At 66.1% G+C, this 15,426-nt stretch carries 15 protein-coding genes; 7 read left to right on the plus strand and 8 right to left on the minus strand.

The features are described from left to right. Positions 1–93: 93 nt before the first annotated feature. The 5 genes from WV31_RS03715 to WV31_RS03735 form a co-directional block, all read right to left on the minus strand. Positions 94–987 (minus strand): hydrogen peroxide-inducible genes activator, encoded by an 894-nt coding sequence (locus WV31_RS03715; protein WP_085372325.1) that lies wholly within the window; start codon positions 985–987, stop codon positions 94–96. After that, a complete protein-coding gene (locus WV31_RS03720) occupies positions 987–1,805 on the minus strand; it encodes an ABC transporter ATP-binding protein (RefSeq protein WP_085372326.1) in 819 nt (272 codons plus the stop codon). The genes WV31_RS03715 and WV31_RS03720 overlap by 1 nt, the downstream gene beginning before the upstream one ends. Before the next feature lie 80 nt (positions 1,806–1,885). Then, on the minus strand, positions 1,886–2,905 hold the full coding sequence (locus WV31_RS03725) for an aspartate-semialdehyde dehydrogenase (protein WP_085372327.1): 1,020 nt from the start codon (positions 2,903–2,905) through the stop codon (positions 1,886–1,888). 291 nt (positions 2,906–3,196) lie between these two features. Then, complete coding sequence (locus tag WV31_RS03730; RefSeq protein WP_085372328.1) at positions 3,197–4,507, minus strand: methyl-accepting chemotaxis protein; 1,311 nt, start codon at positions 4,505–4,507, stop codon at positions 3,197–3,199. Continuing rightward, positions 4,485–5,009, minus strand: coding sequence for a PAS domain-containing protein (locus WV31_RS03735; RefSeq protein ID WP_085372329.1), 525 nt, complete (start codon positions 5,007–5,009; stop codon positions 4,485–4,487). The genes WV31_RS03730 and WV31_RS03735 overlap by 23 nt, the downstream gene beginning before the upstream one ends. Positions 5,010–5,422: 413 nt before the next feature. Here WV31_RS03735 and WV31_RS03740 point away from each other — a divergent pair, with 413 nt between their 5' ends. After that, complete coding sequence (locus tag WV31_RS03740; RefSeq protein WP_085372330.1) at positions 5,423–6,274, plus strand: 23S rRNA (adenine(2030)-N(6))-methyltransferase RlmJ; 852 nt, start codon at positions 5,423–5,425, stop codon at positions 6,272–6,274. A gap of 244 nt (positions 6,275–6,518) precedes the next feature. Beyond that, on the plus strand, positions 6,519–7,160 hold the full coding sequence (locus WV31_RS03745) for a hypothetical protein (RefSeq protein WP_085372331.1): 642 nt from the start codon (positions 6,519–6,521) through the stop codon (positions 7,158–7,160). 4 nt (positions 7,161–7,164) lie between these two features. Here the strand turns inward: WV31_RS03745 and WV31_RS03750 are convergent, their stop codons facing one another. The 3 genes from WV31_RS03750 to WV31_RS03760 are packed head-to-tail and all read right to left on the minus strand — an operon-like array spanning position 7,165 to position 10,770. Beyond that, positions 7,165–7,977: a hypothetical protein gene (locus tag WV31_RS03750; protein ID WP_085375445.1), complete on the minus strand. Its 813-nt coding sequence runs from the start codon at positions 7,975–7,977 to the stop codon at positions 7,165–7,167. A gap of 7 nt (positions 7,978–7,984) precedes the next feature. Continuing rightward, on the minus strand, positions 7,985–8,755 hold the full coding sequence (locus WV31_RS03755; RefSeq protein WP_085372332.1) for a carbonic anhydrase: 771 nt from the start codon (positions 8,753–8,755) through the stop codon (positions 7,985–7,987). A gap of 59 nt (positions 8,756–8,814) precedes the next feature. Continuing rightward, the gene (locus tag WV31_RS03760; RefSeq protein WP_085372333.1) at positions 8,815–10,770 is read right to left on the minus strand and encodes an acetoacetate--CoA ligase; all 1,956 of its coding nucleotides are present in this window, start codon (positions 10,768–10,770) and stop codon (positions 8,815–8,817) included. A gap of 180 nt (positions 10,771–10,950) precedes the next feature. Here WV31_RS03760 and WV31_RS03765 point away from each other — a divergent pair, with 180 nt between their 5' ends. From WV31_RS03765 to WV31_RS03785, 5 genes are all read left to right on the plus strand, one after another. Further along, positions 10,951–11,253, plus strand: a complete 303-nt coding sequence (locus WV31_RS03765) for an STAS domain-containing protein (RefSeq protein WP_085372334.1) — start codon at positions 10,951–10,953, stop codon at positions 11,251–11,253. A gap of 9 nt (positions 11,254–11,262) precedes the next feature. Then, on the plus strand, positions 11,263–11,745 hold the full coding sequence (locus WV31_RS03770; RefSeq protein ID WP_085372335.1) for a DnaJ domain-containing protein: 483 nt from the start codon (positions 11,263–11,265) through the stop codon (positions 11,743–11,745). Positions 11,746–11,857: 112 nt separating this feature from the next. Further along, a complete protein-coding gene (gene galU / locus WV31_RS03775; protein ID WP_085372336.1) occupies positions 11,858–12,733 on the plus strand; it encodes a UTP--glucose-1-phosphate uridylyltransferase GalU in 876 nt (291 codons plus the stop codon). Between the two features lie 6 nt (positions 12,734–12,739). Next, a complete protein-coding gene (locus WV31_RS03780; RefSeq protein ID WP_085372337.1) occupies positions 12,740–14,047 on the plus strand; it encodes a UDP-glucose dehydrogenase family protein in 1,308 nt (435 codons plus the stop codon). 114 nt (positions 14,048–14,161) lie between these two features. Beyond that, a complete protein-coding gene (locus WV31_RS03785) occupies positions 14,162–15,337 on the plus strand; it encodes a sensor histidine kinase (RefSeq protein ID WP_145980727.1) in 1,176 nt (391 codons plus the stop codon). Positions 15,338–15,426 lie beyond the last annotated feature (89 nt).

Consider the following 15,426-nt stretch of genomic DNA (forward strand, 5'->3'; position numbering starts at 1 on the left):
TCCGGGCATCCACGCCCCTCCGCCAATCAGAAAGCCGGTTTGCGGCCTCCACCTGGATACGCGGGTCAAGCCCGCGCATGACGGCGGAGATATCTACCCCCCGAACAGGACCTTCCCCAGCAGGCGGAACTCGTCCTTCCTGGCGCTGGACTTGCGCCAGGCCAGGCCCAGCAGCCGCGCCCCGCCGCCGACCAGGGGCCGGGTGACCAGATCGGTGCCCGTCAGGATGCCCGCCTCCACCGCCAGCCGGGGCAGCAGGGTCACCCCCATGCCGGTGGCCACCATCTGCACCAGGGTGCCGAGCGAGGTTCCCAGCATGCCCTCGCCCCGCCTGGGTGCCGGCAGGGAGCAGGCGGCCAGGGCGTGGTCGCGCAGGCAATGCCCCTCCTCCAGCAACAGCAGATCGGCAGCGGCCAGATCGGCGCTGCCGACGCTGTCCCGGGCCGCCAGCGGATGGCCGGGGGGACAGGCCAGGACGAAGGGATCGGTGAACAGCGCCTCCATCTCCATCTCGGGGGCGTCGTAGGGCAGGGCGAGAACCGCCGCATCCAGTTCGCCGGACGTCAGGCGCTCCAGCAGCCTTGCCGTCAGATCCTCGCGCAGGATGAGCTTCAGGTCGGGATAGAGACGGCGCAGCCCCGGCAGGGCGCGGGGCAGCAGGAACGGCGCGATGGTGGGAATCACCCCCAGGCGCAGCCGGCCGCACAGCGGCTTGCCGTGGGCGCGGGCCAGATCGGCGATGTCCTCGGCGCCCCGCAGCAATTCGCGCCCCCGTGCCGCCACCTCCTCGCCCAAAGGCGTCATCAGCACCTTGCGCTTGGTGCGTTCCACCAAGGTGACGCCCAGCAGGTTTTCCAGTTCCTGCAATCCCGCCGACAGGGTGCTCTGGGTGGCAAGACAAGCCTCGGCCGCCCGGCCGAAATGGCGGTGCTCGTCCAGCGCCACCAGATAGCGCAATTGCCGAAGCGTCGGCAGATAGGACGACATCAGCCGTGATCCCGCTGGTGCAGCACCGGCATCAGTTCGAAATAGGGGCGGATGATGGGGGAGTCCGAGGCCTCGAAATCCTCGAACGGCCCGTCGAACGACACCCGGCCCTCGTGCAGCATCACCACCCGGGGCCGCAGCCGGTAAAGCAGATCCTTGTCGTGGGTGACCACGATGGTGGTCCGCGCCACGCCGTCCCGCTCGTCCACATGGGTGGACAGCAGCAGGTCCTGTATCTGCGAGGCGGTGACCGGGTCCAGGCCGGTGGTGGGCTCGTCGAAGAACATGCAGCGGGGCTCCATGGCCAGCGCGCGGGCGATGGCGATGCGCTTGGCCATGCCGCCCGACAGGGATTCCACCCTTCCGGCCAGAAACTCGGGGCTGCCGGGCAGCCCCACCGCCGCCAGGACCCGCTGCGCCACCTGCTCGATGTCGCCCTGACCCATATGGCCGACCTCTTCCAGCCACAGGCCGATATTGTCCAGCACCGAGCCCGAGAACAGGGCGTTGCGCTGGAACACCACGCCCCAATGGACGTGGATGTCGGCCATGCGGTCGGCGTCGAGAAGGGCGAGGTCGAGCAGGGTGCCGTCGTTCCGTTCGGGATCGGCCACCAGCACGCGGCCGCCATCGGGCTGCATCAGGCCGAGAATATGGTTGAGCAGCACGCTCTTGCCGCAGCCCGACCCCCCCACCACCGCCACGAAGGCGCCCGATTGGATGTCGAGATCGACACCGCGCAGCACCTGATGGCCGTCGAAGGCCTTGGTCAGGCCCTCGATGCGGATTTCCACCGGTTCGGTCGTCGGATCGCTCATGACGACAGGATAGACCGCCTGCCCCCAAAAGCAAACGGCCACCCCACGGGGTGGCCGCTCGTCGCATATTCCTGGGAGAATTACTTCTTCAGGTGGTCGCGGATCAGCACCTCGGCGATCTGCACGGCGTTCAGGGCCGCGCCCTTCCTGAGGTTGTCGGCGACGCACCAGAAGGACAGGCCGTTCTTGACGGTGGGGTCCTTGCGGATGCGGCTGACATAGACCGGGTCCTCGCCCGAGGTCTCGAGCGGGGTGATGTAGCCGCCGGGCTCGCGGGTATCGAGCACCACGACGCCTTCGGCCGCCGACAGGGCCTTGGTGGCCTCCTCGACGCTGACCGGACGCTCGAATTCCACGTTGATGGATTCCGAGTGGCTGACGAACACCGGCACGCGCACGCAGGTGGCGTTCACGGCGATATCGGGGTCGAGGATCTTGTGGGTCTCCACCACCATCTTCCACTCTTCCTTGGTCGAGCCGTCTTCCATGAAGACGTCGATCTGGGGAATGAGGTTGAAGGCGATCTGCTTGGCGAACTTCTGCGGCTTGACCGCGTCATGGACCAGCACGCCCTTGGTCTGGTCGTAAAGCTCGTCCATGCCTTCCTTGCCGGCGCCCGACACCGACTGGTAGGTGGAGACCACCACGCGCTTGATCTTGCCCAGCTTGTGCAGCGGCTTCAGCGCCACCACCATCTGGATGGTCGAGCAATTGGGGTTGGCGATGATGCCGCGCTTCTTGTACTGGGCGATGGCTTCCGGATTGACCTCGGGCACCACCAGCGGCACGTCGGGGTCCATGCGGAAATGCGACGTGTTGTCGATCACCACGGCTCCGGCCGCGGCGGCGCGCGGGGAATGGATGGCCGAGACCTTGGCGCCCGGCGACGACAGGGCGATATCGATGCCCTTGAAGTCGAAGGTGGCCAGGTCCTTGCACTTCAGGATCTTGTCGTCGCCGAACGAAACCTCGCGCCCGACCGAGCGCTCGGAGGCCAGGGCCACCACCTCGTCGGCCGGGAACTTGCGGTCCGCCAGGATTTGAAGCATCGCCCGGCCCACATTGCCGGTAGCGCCGATCACAGCAACCTTGTAACCCATCTTGTCCTCTCCGTTTTCCTAAGCCCTTGGTTCCCAGGCGCCTGATCGTGATGCGAAAAGGCCCGCGGGAAGCTTTCCGCGGGCCTTTTTCGTGCAATCGTGACGAACCGGCCCGCTCAAGCGGTCTTGGTGGTGCCGGTTTTGGTAGTGACGAAGGCCGCCGCCGAGGCGAAGCCCCGGACGCGGAATGCGTTTGCCTTGGACAAGCAGACGAACATGGTTTCCTCCATCGGAGGCGTAGCTTTAACGGAAGCCCGTCCGGCACGCAAGGGGAAAGGAAATGCCCGCCCCCTACGCCCCCTTGATCCCCGAGCACACCCGCGAGACGAAGGCATCGATGTCGTCGTTCATGCTGACCGTGCGGCTGGCCAGATCGCCGGCGGCGACCAGCACCTGGCCGGCGGCGTCGGTGGCGGTTCCGGCGGTGGACGCCACCTCGCCGATGGTGTCGGCCACCGTCTGCACGTCGGCGGCCACGGTGCGGATGGAGCGGCTCATCTCGGCCACCGCCGCGCTCTGCTGCTCGGTGGTGGCGGCGATGCCGGTGGCGTTGTCGTTGATCTCGCGGATCTTGCCGGCGATGTTGCGCACCGCGTCCACCGCCTGACCGGTGGCATGGCGCATGCCGTCGATCTGGCTGGAGATTTCGTCGGTGGCGCGCGCCGTCTGGTTGGCCAGATGCTTGACCTCGTTGGCGACGACGGCGAAGCCCTTGCCCGCCTCGCCGGCGCGGGCAGCCTCGATGGTGGCGTTCAAGGCCAGCAGGTTGGTCTGGCTGGCGATCTCGGTGATCAGGTTGACCACCTCGCCGATCTTCTGCGCCGCCGAATTCAGGCCGTTGATGGCCTCGTCGGTCTCGGTGGCGACCCTCACCGTCTCCTGCGCCATGCGCGCCGAATTCTGGATGCGCTCGGCCACGTCGCGGATGCCCGACGACACCTGCTCGGCGGCGGCGGCCACCGCCTCCACATGGGTGTAGGCGTCCTCGGCGGCGCCGGCCACCCGGGTGGATTGCTCGCTGGTCTGGGACGCGATGTCGGACATCTGCTGGGCGGTGGCTTCCAGCTCGGTGGCGGTGGCGGCCACCACTCCGGTGACATGCTTGATGGTGTTGCCCACGCCGGTGGCCTCGGCGCTGAAGGCCTGGGCGCGCTTTTCCATCTCGGACAGCGCCTTGTTGATCAGGCGGGCGTGGTCGGCGAACTCGCCCACCAGGCCGTCGGTGAGGATATGGCGGAAATAGCGGCCCTCGGAGGTGAGCGCCATGGCGGCGTCGGCCTCCTTGGTGAACACTTCGGTAAGGTCGAGCAGGCGGTTGATGGACTTGTCCAGCTGCCCCAGCACGCCGCCCTCGGTGATGCCGACCACGCGCACGTCCAGGCGGCCGGCTCCGGCCTCGGCCAGGATCTCGCAAGCCCGGTTGACGCTGTTGCGCGCCGTGTTGACGTAATACAGCACGGCCAGAGCGCCCATCGCCGCCAGTGCCATGGCACCGGCATCTTGCAGCGCGCCGCGGCTGGAGGCGATCACCGCGCCGATGCCGCACAGCAGCGCCGCCAGGATGGCGGCGGCCAGAGCCCTAGAGAGAGAAGACGAATTCATCGTAGGGCACTCCCGCGCCTTGCAGTTTGGCAACCACGGCCTGGAAGGCCGCCTCCATGCCCACCTTGCGGTCGGCGTGGCCGTTCTCGATGGCGAGCAGTTCCTGGTACAGCGCCTCGGCCTTGGCCACGGCCTCGCGCCGGGGCGACCGGCGGTTGGAATGGTAGCTGACGATCTTGCCCGACTTGTCGAAGGTGGGCGTCACATGGGCCAGCACCCAGTAATGGTCGCCGTTCTTCGAGCGGTTCTTGACGTAGGCGAAGATTTCCTTGCCCGCCTCGATGGTGTCCCACAGCAGTTTGAAGACGCAGCGCGGCATGTCGGGATGGCGGATGATGCTGTGCGGCTGGTTGAGGATCTCGCCCTCGGAAAAGCCGGCCATCCGCAAAAAGACCTCGTTGGCGTAGATGATCCGCCCCTTGGTGTCGGTCTTGCTGACGATGATCTCGTCAGCACCGAACGTGCGCTCCACCCCGGACAAGTACACACCAGGACGCGACATGACGTTTCCCCGCACAAGCAGAAACCGGGTAGCTACCCGCCCAATCCAATTCAGCCCCTTTCCAAGAGGCTCTTCCAGAGTGGAGACTACACCATATCCATTTGGAAATGATGAAGAAGGATGTATCAAATTGTGTCTGTATTGGAGATGGACGGAGTCATTACCCTACGAAGTCAGTCGCTAGATGGACCCATTGTACGAGGCCTTGACTTATCCTGGCGCCTTTCCCTGCTATTCGAAGGTCATACCACTTATTCCTTTGGGATAAGCACGCCTTACCTGAAAATGATTCATTCTATAATTTTTAATTATTAAAATTATTAGTGTCTGCCGCCATTACATTTCCTTATGCTGGCGGGCGGCGGCGGCCTATGCTCCCGCCGCCTTGAACGACTGAGCCGCGGGATCGGGGAATGAATTATCGCCACGCCTATCATGCCGGAAACTTCGCCGACGTGATGAAGCACGCCACCCTGGCCCTGGCCATCGCGGCGTTGAAACGCAAGGACACGCCGTTTTTCGCGCTCGACACCCATGCCGGTATCGGCGCCTACGATCTCGAGGCCCCCCAGGCCGACAAGACCGGAGAGTACCTGAACGGCATCGCGCGGGTGCTGGACGCCCCGGACCCGCCCGCCGAGCTGGAGCCCTATCTGGCGGTGGTGCGGTCGTGGAACGCCGGCGGCGCCCTGCGCCGCTATCCCGGCTCGCCCGAGCTGGCGCGCGGCCTGATGCGCCCCCAGGACCGCATGGCCCTGGTGGAACTGCATCCCGAGGATTTCGAGACGCTGCGAGCCCGCTTCCACGGCGACCGCCGGGTGGGCGTCCACCATCTGGACGGCTACACCGCCGCCAAGGGCCTGCTGCCGCCGGCCGAGCGGCGGGGGCTGGTGCTGATGGACCCGCCCTTCGAGGTGAAGAACGAGTTCGAGCGCCTGCTGGCGGCACTGCGCCGCGCCCGCAAGCTGTGGCCCACCGGCATCTACATGGTCTGGTACCCCATCAAGGGCCGCGAGCCGGTGGACGCCTTCCTGCAGGCCATCATCGACCAGGGCGGGCCGGAGGCCATGGCGGTCGAGATGCTGCTGCGCCCGGCCACCGACCCGTTCAAGCTCAACGGCAGCGGCCTCCTGGTCATCAATCCGCCCTGGCAGTTGCAGGACAATCTGGAGCGCATCCTTCCCTGGCTGACCGGCCTGATGGCGCCGGGCACCGGCTCTTGGGACATCCGCCAGCTGATCGCCGAGACGGCCATCGGGCCGTAAGACCAGATCCCAGTGATCGCAACCGATCACCGGGATCGCCCTCAATCGGCGGGCGGGCGCTGTGCGCCCTTGCCTCCCGCCGCATAAGCGGCGCGGCCCTTCGAGCCTGAGCAAATTCCGATGCTGCAGTGCAAAACTGCAACACTCGTGGAAAATCAGTGCCGAAGATCGCCTTAGGGCCTTCCCCAGCCCCCGATGCGCGCCTATATCTTTCCAAAGCGATCCAGCTTTTCAGATTTCGACCATGACCTCCGCCCGCGCCATCCTCGCCGCCGTTCTGGTGCTGCCCCTGTGGGCGGCGGGCGCGGCGGATTCGGCGGAGCTGTCGCCCGGCCCCCGGCTGGTTCCCGGCGGCGGCGCGGCCCGCGCGGGTACCCCCGCCTTCAGCCCGGGCGAAACCCGTTTGCCCCTGGTCTCGGCCGGAAATCTGTCGGCCGGCGCCGTATCGGCTCCGTCGACGGGCCTGAACGGATCGCCCCTGCCCTTCGGCATTCCCGGCGCCCCCCTGGCGGTGGGTGGCTATGTGGCCTATGGCAACGGGTCTTCCCAGCTGAGTTCCTCGCTGCGCAGCGATGGTGTCACCAGCGGCGCCAACGTCTCGGCCTCGTGGGGCAACGACAGCAAGGCCGAGCTCAGCCTGGGCGTCAACCGTTCCGATTGGGGCCGCATCAGCCCCAATTCCCAGCACCCCACCCTGTCCCTGGCCGATCCCTATCGCGGCACGCCCAATGGCGGCGTCAGCGACGTGAACATGTCGCTCAGCCTGACCCATCAGGTCAGCCCGTCATTCAGCGTCGGTGGCATGGCCGGCGCCAACCGGGTCAGCGGCACGGAATCCGCCGGAACCGGCCTGTCGGTCGGCGCCGGCCTGGGCTACCGCTTCTAACCCCCTACTCCCGCCCGGCCACGCCGCATTCGGCGACGGCCTTGCCCAGTTCCCTGCAGATGGCCTTGGCGGCGGCGTCATCCTTGGCGGCGGCGAACAGGCGGACGAAACGTCCCTTGTCCTTGATATCCACCGTCTTCATCACCGGCTCGGATGCTTTCAGCCCGGCCGAATGCCCGGTCAGGATGCTCCAGCCCTTGCGTGCCCAGTCCTCGGTCTTGTAGGAGGCGAGATAGACCAGCTTGCGCGGCCCGGCGGCGGGGGCTTCGGCCGGCGCGGCGGCGGGCGGCGGGGCGGCGGGCGGCAAGGCCGCCACGGCCATGGGCGGAGCCGGCGGCTCGGCCATCATGGGGGCGGGATTGGCAGCCAGCTTCTCCCCATGCTCGAGGCGCAGCACCCAGGGTCCATAGCGGGTCAGCAGGGCGCCGTCCCCCATCACCGCATAGGTGGCGAAGGCCTTGCCGGCGCACTCCACCTGCAGAATGGCGACCTTTTCCCCCAGGCCCGGCCAATCGGGCGTGGGGGCGGGCGCGGCGGCGCCGATCACCGACGCCAGCGGCGCCCGGTCCTGGCCATAGCGGGGCGACGGACAGACGCGGCCGGCGGCGTCGCCGGCCCGGTTGGCCTCCATGGGCACCGATTGCCCGCGCGGGGCCGAGCCGGAATCGGCAACCGAACCGGAGGCGAAGGCGTCGGTAACGATCCAGGTGCCGTGGTGCCAGGCATTTCCATCCATGGGCTGGGGCGAGGCGGCACAGCCTGCCAGCAGGACCAGGCCGCCCAGGAATGGGACGGCGCGCGAGAGACGACGGGTCATCACCACCTCACATCACATCGAGCAGCAGCTTGCGGCGGTTGAGCGGCTGGACCGGACGGGCGTTGTTGGGAAACAGCTTGGCGAAGGCGGCCAGTTGCTCGGCCGAGGCGGTGACCGCCTGGCGGTAGACCACCCACTGCACCACCTCCGAACAGGGCGGCGTGGTCAGCGAGCCGGCATAGCGGAAGGTCACCGGGTCCTTAGGGATCAGCATGGAGGGGTCGAGCATGGACGACGCCGTGGCGCTTTCGCCGCCCTTGGACGGCATGACCTGCCAGATGGCCTCCAGCGCCGGGTTGGCGCCGCCCTTGGCGATCATCACCCCCAGCACCGCCAGGCCGCCATCGGCCGCCTTGTGGACGAAGTGGCATTCCATGTCGAAGAAGGCCCCGTCCACCGTGTGCTCGCTGGGATGGTGGAAATGGAACTGCAGCAGGTCGTAGGACTTGCCGTCCAGCATCAGGGTGCCGCCGCCGGTGCAATCCACCTGAATGGTGTGGCCGTTGTTCTGGACGCGCAAGGGAACCGGCCGCCAGGCGGTCATGGGGTCGCCGATGATGGCGGCGATGGGCTTGGTGAGATCCACCGGCGATTGCTCGCGCCCCATGGAGCAGGCGGCGTATTCCGGCGACAGCATGCCCCACTCCTTGGGCCCGCCATGTCCCTCATAGGCCCAATGGGCGCCCTCGGCGGCCACAGCCTGGGCGATGGACCCGCCACAGGCTCCGCACAGGCAGGCGGCACCGGTGGCCCCCTTGAGGAATGAACGACGATCCATGGCAACCCCTCCCCACAAAAAGACTAGGAGGAAAAGGCTATCGCCAAAGTCAGCCGCCGTCACGCATCCAATTCAGGACGCCCGGTAAACAGGTCCAGGGCTTCCGGATTGGCCAGGGCTTCCTTGTTCTTGACGGCGCGCCCATGCACCACGTCGCGCACCGCCAGCTCGACGATCTTGCCCGACTTGGTGCGCGGAATATCGGCCACCTGGACGATCTTGGCCGGAACATGGCGCGGCGTGGTGTTGTCCTTGATGCGGCTCCTGATGCGCGCCTCCAGCTCCGGGGACAGCGTCAGCCCGTCGCGCAGCCGCACGAACAGCACCACGCGGACGTCGCCCTGCCAGTCCTGGCCGATCACCAGGCTTTCCAGCACGTCGTCGATCTGCTCCACCTGGCGGTAGATCTCGGCGGTGCCGATGCGCACCCCGCCGGGATTGAGGGTGGCGTCCGAACGGCCGAAGACGATGATGCCCCCCGTCCCGGGGTTGACCTCCACCCAGTCGCCATGGGTCCACACGCCGGGGAATTTCTCGAAATAGGCGGCGCGGTATTTGGCGCCGTCATCGTCGTTCCAGAAGCCCACCGGCATGGAGGGGAAGGCCTTGGTGCACACCAGCTCGCCCTTCTCGCCGGCCAGCGGGCGGCCATTCTCGTCGAACACCTCCACCTTCATGCCCAGGCCCGGCCCCTGAATTTCGCCCCGATAGACCGGGGCCAGCGGATTGCCCAGCATGAAGCACGAAATGATGTCGGTGCCGCCCGAGATGGAGGCCAGCTGAACGTCGGACTTCACCTTGGCGTAGATGTAGTCGAAGCCCTCGGGGGCCAGCACCGATCCGGTGGAGCAGATGGTGCGCACGGTCTTCAGGGAATGGGTCCTGGCCGGCTCCAGTCCCATCTTGGCGATGGCGTCGATCCACTTGGCCGAGGTGCCGAACAGGGTCATGCCCTCGGCATCGGCGAAATCGAACAGGATGTTGCCGCCCAGATGGCTGGGATTGCCGTCATAGAGCAGCAGGGTGGCCTCGGCCCCCAGCCCGGCCACCAGCCAGTTCCACATCATCCAGCCGCAGGTGGTGAAATAGAACACCCGGTCGCCGCGCTTCACGTCGCAGTGCAGCCGGTGCTCCTTCAGCTGCTGGATCAGCGCGCCGCCCGCCGCGTGGACGATGCATTTGGGCGCGCCCGTGGTGCCCGAGGAATACATGATGTAGAGGGGGTGGTCGAAGGGCAGCCGGAGGAATTCCACCGGCCGGGCGGCGAAGGGGGCCAGGAAATCGCCCAGATGCACCGCCTTGGCCACGCCCGAGATGTCCGCCGCCTCGCGGGTGTAGGGCACCACCACCACGCGCTCCAGCGAGGGAATGCCCGGCACGATGGCGGCCAGCTTCTCCAGGCAGTCGTGGCTCTTGCCCGAGTAGAAATAGCCTTCCGCCGCCACCAGCACCTTGGGCGCGATCTGGCCGAAGCGGTCCAGCACCCCCTGGACGCCGAAATCGGGCGAGGCCGACGACCAGATGGCGCCCAGGGACGACGCCGCCAGCATGAAGGCCACCGCCTCGGGCATGTTGGGCATGTAGCCCGCCACCCGGTCGCCCACCCCCACGCCGGCAGATTTCAGCGCCTGCTGGATCAAGGACACCTGGGCGTGCAGCTCGGCAAAGGACAGCCGGCGCTTGACCTTGTCCTCGCCCCAGAACACCAGGGCATCACCATGGTCGGAGCGGCGCATCAGGTTCTCGGCGAAGTTCAGCCGCGCCTGGGGGAACCATTTGGCGCCGGGCATGCGGCGCTCGTCGTCCACCACAACGGCGCCCGGCCCGTCGCCGATGATGCCCGCGCTCTCCCACATCAGGGACCAGAACTGGTCGGGCCGATCCACCGACCAGCGCCACAGGGCCTGGTAATCGTTCGCGCCGGTGTGGAAACGGGCGTCGGCGTCCCGCATGAACCGGTCAAGCGTCGAAGATCCGGAACGCTCCCTGGACGGCTTCCACAACAGAACGGACATGTTTCCTCCACACTTTACGATCACTTGTTCGTTTTACCGCGAAGTGGCGGGCGCGCCAAGGGCCGATCTCGGGGTAACTACCTAGAGACGCGACACAATTTGCCTAAAACAACCCCTGGAGCGACGGACGGACTCGTAGCATACTCATTCGCTCTCACATTGAGGAAGCCAGGTTTTCACATGAACGTCTCCATCTCCCACCAGGACGACATCCTGACCGTCCGTCTCGACGGGACCATGGACTATACCGCCACCAGCCTGATGAACGGATTGATCTCCGATATCAATTCCATCTCGGCGTCGCGCGTCATCTTCGACCTGGCCAAGGTGGCGCGCGTCGATTCCGTCGGCCTGGGCATGCTGCATCTGGCCAAGGACGAGATCGTCGGCAAGGGCCGCCACCTGACCCTGCGGGGCGCGGCGGGAAGCGTACGGCGCCTGTTCGAGCTGACCGACGGCGACGCCAGCTTCGACTTCGAATAGCATCAAACCATGGCGCTGCGCCTGCTCCTGGCGGCCGGCGGGCTGCTCGCCCTGTGGTGGGCGCTGCGCTGGTGGTCCAAGGCGCCGCCCGACAGGGCGAAAAAGGCGCTGATCGGCGCCGTCCTCGCCGCCCTGGTGATCGGCGGCGTCGCCCTGGTGGTCACCGGCAAGCTGGCCGGGCTGTTCGCCATTCTCGCCGGCCTGTCGCCGTGGATCGGGCGAGCCATGCGGCTGCACCAGCTGTGGCAGGGATTGCGCCGGATGACCGGCCACGGCCCCGCCGCCGGGGCTTCCGGGGCTTCCCCGCCCCCCGCCGATACCGCCATGACCCAAGCCCAGGCCTACGACGTTCTGGGCCTCGCCCCCGGCGCCACGCCCGACGAAATCCGCGAAGCCCATCGCCGCCTGATGCGCGCCAACCATCCCGACGCCGGCGGCTCCACCTGGATCGCGGCGCGCCTCAACCAGGCCCGCGACGTCCTGCTGGGATAAATTCCAAGGGCAAACCGTTGCTTCCGCCGCGCGGGCATGGCAAAACATGCCGCGACCGTAACGAGGCGTGGCGAAGCGCCGGGCGGTCGAGACAAAGCTTCAGGAGTGATCGATGACTCGTCGAGTCCGCAAGGCCGTGTTCCCGGTGGGTGGCATGGGCACCCGCTTTTTGCCCGCCACCAAGGCGATGCCCAAGGAAATGCTGCCGGTGGTGGACAAGCCGCTGATCCAGTACGCGGTGGAAGAGGCGGCGGCGGCCGGCTGCGAGCACTTCATCTTCGTCACCGGACGCGGCAAGAACGCGCTGGAGGACCATTTCGACCACAACCCCGAGCTGGAGCGCATCCTCAAGGATCGCGGCAAGTTCGATCTGGTCGAGGCGGTGACCTCGTGGATGCCCAAGTCGGGCCAGATCTCCTATACCCGCCAAAGCGAGCCCCTGGGCCTCGGCCACGCCGTGTGGTGCGCCCGCGATCTGGTGGCCGACGAGCCCTTCGCCGTGCTGCTGCCCGACGACCTGATCCTGTCCAAGACCGCCTGCCTGAAGCAGATGGCCGCCGTTCACACCGAGGTGGGCGGCCACGTGGTCGCCGTCTCCGACGTGCCGCGCGAGCACACCAAGCGCTACGGCATCCTGGACGTGGAGCACGACAACGGCCGCCTGGCCCGCGCCAAGGGCCTGGTGGAGAAGCCCGACCCGGAAGTGGCGCCGTCCACCCTGTCGATCATCGGCCGCTACATCCTGCACCCGGCGGTGTTCGACGTGCTGGACAAGAAGGAGAAGGGTGCCGGCGGCGAGATCCAGCTGACCGACGCCATCAGCCAGACCATCGGCATGGTTCCCTTCCACGGCCTGCGCTTCGAGGGAACCCGCTACGATTGCGGCGACAAGGTGGGCTGGTTGGAGGCCAACCTGGCCTTCGCGCTCGCCCGCGACGATACCGCCGAGGCTGCCCGCGACCTCATCACCCGTTTCCATAAGGGCTAGAGCATCATGCGCATTGCCATGATCGGCACCGGCTATGTCGGCCTGGTGTCGGGAACCTGCTTCTCGGAATTCGGCATCGACGTGGTCTGCGTCGACAAGGACGCCGCCAAGATCGAGAAGCTGCACCAGAACATCATGCCCATCTACGAGCCGGGCCTGGACGACATGGTGGCCGCCAACGTGGAGGCCGGCCGCCTGTCCTTCACCACCGACCTCAAGGACGCGGTCAAGGACGCCGACGCGGTGTTCATCGCCGTGGGCACGCCGTCGCGGCGCGGCGACGGCCATGCCGACCTCAGCTACGTCTATGCGGCGGCCGAGGAAATCGCCGACGCCATGACCGGCTACACCGTGGTGGTCACCAAGTCCACCGTGCCGGTGGGCACCGGCGACGAGGTCGAGGCCATCATCCGGAAGCGCCGGCCCGACGCGCAGTTCGACGTGGTGTCCAACCCGGAATTCCTGCGCGAAGGCTCGGCCATCAACGACTTCATGCGCCCTGACCGCGTGGTGATCGGCACCGAATCCGACGCCGCCCGCAAGGTGATGAAGCAGCTCTACCGCGTGCTCTACCTGATCGAGACGCCCATCGTCTTCACGTCTCGCCGCACCTCCGAGCTGATCAAGTACGCCGGCAACACCTTCCTGGCCACCAAGATCACCTTCATCAACGAGATCGCCGATCTGTGCGAGAAGGTGGGCGCCGACGTCCACGACGTGGCCAAGGGCATCGGCCTGGACGGCCGCATCGGCAAGAAGTTCCTGCATCCCGGCCCCGGCTACGGCGGCTCGTGCTTCCCCAAGGACACCCTGGCCCTGGTCAAGACGGCGCGGGACTTCAACGCCCCCCTGCGCATCGTCGAGACGGTGGTCGCCGTCAACGACGAGCGCAAGAAGCAGATGGCCGAACGCGTCACCAAAGCCTGCGGCGGCTCGGTAAAGGGCAAGACCATCGCGGTGCTGGGCCTGACCTTCAAGCCCAACACCGACGACATGCGCGATTCGCCGTCGCTGGACATCGTCAAGGCCCTGATCGAGGCGGGCGCCACCGTCAAGGCCTTCGATCCCGAAGGCATGGAGGAGGCCAAGAAGCTTCTCCCCGCCGGTGTCGAATACTGCAAGGACGCCTACGCCACCATGCCGGGCGCGGCCTGCGCGGTGATCATCACCGAGTGGAACGAGTTCCGGGCGCTTGACCTGAAAAAGATCAAGTCCCTGCTGGCCCAGCCCGCCATCGTCGACCTGCGCAACGTCTACGCGCCCGACGAGATGGCCGAAATGGGCTTCGCCTATACCAGCATCGGACGGCCGTAGGACGTTTGATCATCATAGCGTCGAGAAGGCCGCCCCCTGGGGCGGCCTTTTTGCTTATGCCCATAGGATGGGGTATGCTTATCTCTCGCTCGCTTGGTCTGTGGGATATTCGCCATGGCGCTCTTCAGCTTCCTGTGGTCCTCCGATTTCCTGCCGCACGGCCTATGCCTGTCATGGCGGACGGAACTGATCGCGCTGACCGTCATCTCCGAAATTGTAATCGGCGCCTGCTACGTCTCGGTGGCGTGTTCCCTGGCCTATTTCGCCCGCAAACGCCCGGACTTTCCCTATCCCGGCGTCATGACACTGTTCGCCATAGTTTTTGCCCTCTGCGGAGTTTCACACCTCATCGAAGTGCTGACCCTATGGATCCCGCTCTATGGAGCGCAGGCTATCTTTAACGCGGCGGTGGCACTGCTGGCCATACCCGCTGCATGGAAGATGTGGACCTTGGTTCCACAAGCCCTGACCTTGCCTAGCCCAAGCCACCTGCAGCACATCAACAATGAACTGGCCCGCGAGATCGCGAACCATCGCGAAACCGAGAACAGCTTGCGTCAAGCAATGGAAGCCGCTGAATCAGCCAGTCGCGCACGCTCGGAATTCCTGTCCAATATGAGCCATGAATTGCGCACCCCTCTGAACGCGGTGATCGGCTTTGCCGATGCCCTGCTTCACGAATTTTTCGGCAGCCTCAACGAAAAGCAGCGCGATTACGTGATCTCCATCCACTCAAGCGGCAAGCATCTGCTGCACCTGATCAACGATGTCCTCGACATCTCCAAGATCGATGCCGGCAAACTGGAACTCCACGATGATATTGTGACGATCCATGACCTCGTGGACGAATGCAACGCATTGGTTTCGGGGCTGGCGGAGGAAGCCGGCATCACGCTGGAGAGCCGGTTGCAGCCCGGCCTGCCCAACCTCCGCGCCGACGCCCTTCGTCTCAAGCAGGTTCTGGTCAATCTGCTCTCCAACGCCGTCAAATTCACCCCGCGTGGAGGACATATCACGCTCCAGTGTGCCCTGAACGAAACCGGTGAACTGGTCCTACAGGTCAGAGACACCGGGATCGGCATGAACTCCGAGGAAATGAATAAAGCCTTCGAAATGTTCACCCAGATCGCCAACCCCATGTCTCGTCGTGCCGGGGGAACGGGTATCGGCCTGCCTCTCAGCCGCTCGCTGGTTCTTCTGCATGGCGGGCGGATCGATCTGAATTCGGCCCCCGGCGAGGGCACCCGGGTAACCGTATACCTACCCCGCCTCCGCTTAATACCCTCGTGACCCCTTGGGTTTCAGCATTTCGTCCTTGGCAGGATTGACACCCGCCCCGGCATCGGCCATCAACGCCGGAGCAGTTCCGCAGGCAGGGA

The sequence above is a fragment of the Magnetospirillum sp. ME-1 genome, assembly GCF_002105535.1.
Classification (GTDB): domain Bacteria; phylum Pseudomonadota; class Alphaproteobacteria; order Rhodospirillales; family Magnetospirillaceae; genus Phaeospirillum.

Excerpts from the sequence above, each read along its gene's own strand:
- WV31_RS03765 (WP_085372334.1), top strand. The coding sequence starts at position 10,951 with ATGAACGTCTCCATCTCCCACCAGGACGACATCCTGACCGTCCGTCTC.
- WV31_RS03735 (WP_085372329.1), bottom strand. The coding sequence starts at position 5,009 with ATGTCGCGTCCTGGTGTGTACTTGTCCGGGGTGGAGCGCACGTTCGGT.
- WV31_RS03725 (WP_085372327.1), bottom strand. The coding sequence starts at position 2,905 with ATGGGTTACAAGGTTGCTGTGATCGGCGCTACCGGCAATGTGGGCCGG.
- WV31_RS03780 (WP_085372337.1), top strand. The coding sequence starts at position 12,740 with ATGCGCATTGCCATGATCGGCACCGGCTATGTCGGCCTGGTGTCGGGA.
- WV31_RS03755 (WP_085372332.1), bottom strand. The coding sequence starts at position 8,755 with ATGGATCGTCGTTCATTCCTCAAGGGGGCCACCGGTGCCGCCTGCCTG.
- WV31_RS03740 (WP_085372330.1), top strand. The coding sequence starts at position 5,423 with ATGAATTATCGCCACGCCTATCATGCCGGAAACTTCGCCGACGTGATG.
- WV31_RS03720 (WP_085372326.1), bottom strand. The coding sequence starts at position 1,805 with ATGAGCGATCCGACGACCGAACCGGTGGAAATCCGCATCGAGGGCCTG.
- WV31_RS03785 (WP_145980727.1), top strand. The coding sequence starts at position 14,162 with ATGGCGCTCTTCAGCTTCCTGTGGTCCTCCGATTTCCTGCCGCACGGC.
- WV31_RS03715 (WP_085372325.1), bottom strand. The coding sequence starts at position 987 with ATGTCGTCCTATCTGCCGACGCTTCGGCAATTGCGCTATCTGGTGGCG.
- WV31_RS03770 (WP_085372335.1), top strand. The coding sequence starts at position 11,263 with ATGGCGCTGCGCCTGCTCCTGGCGGCCGGCGGGCTGCTCGCCCTGTGG.
- WV31_RS03760 (WP_085372333.1), bottom strand. The coding sequence starts at position 10,770 with ATGTCCGTTCTGTTGTGGAAGCCGTCCAGGGAGCGTTCCGGATCTTCG.
- WV31_RS03750 (WP_085375445.1), bottom strand. The coding sequence starts at position 7,977 with ATGACCCGTCGTCTCTCGCGCGCCGTCCCATTCCTGGGCGGCCTGGTC.
- galU (WP_085372336.1), top strand. The coding sequence starts at position 11,858 with ATGACTCGTCGAGTCCGCAAGGCCGTGTTCCCGGTGGGTGGCATGGGC.
- WV31_RS03730 (WP_085372328.1), bottom strand. The coding sequence starts at position 4,507 with ATGAATTCGTCTTCTCTCTCTAGGGCTCTGGCCGCCGCCATCCTGGCG.
- WV31_RS03745 (WP_085372331.1), top strand. The coding sequence starts at position 6,519 with ATGACCTCCGCCCGCGCCATCCTCGCCGCCGTTCTGGTGCTGCCCCTG.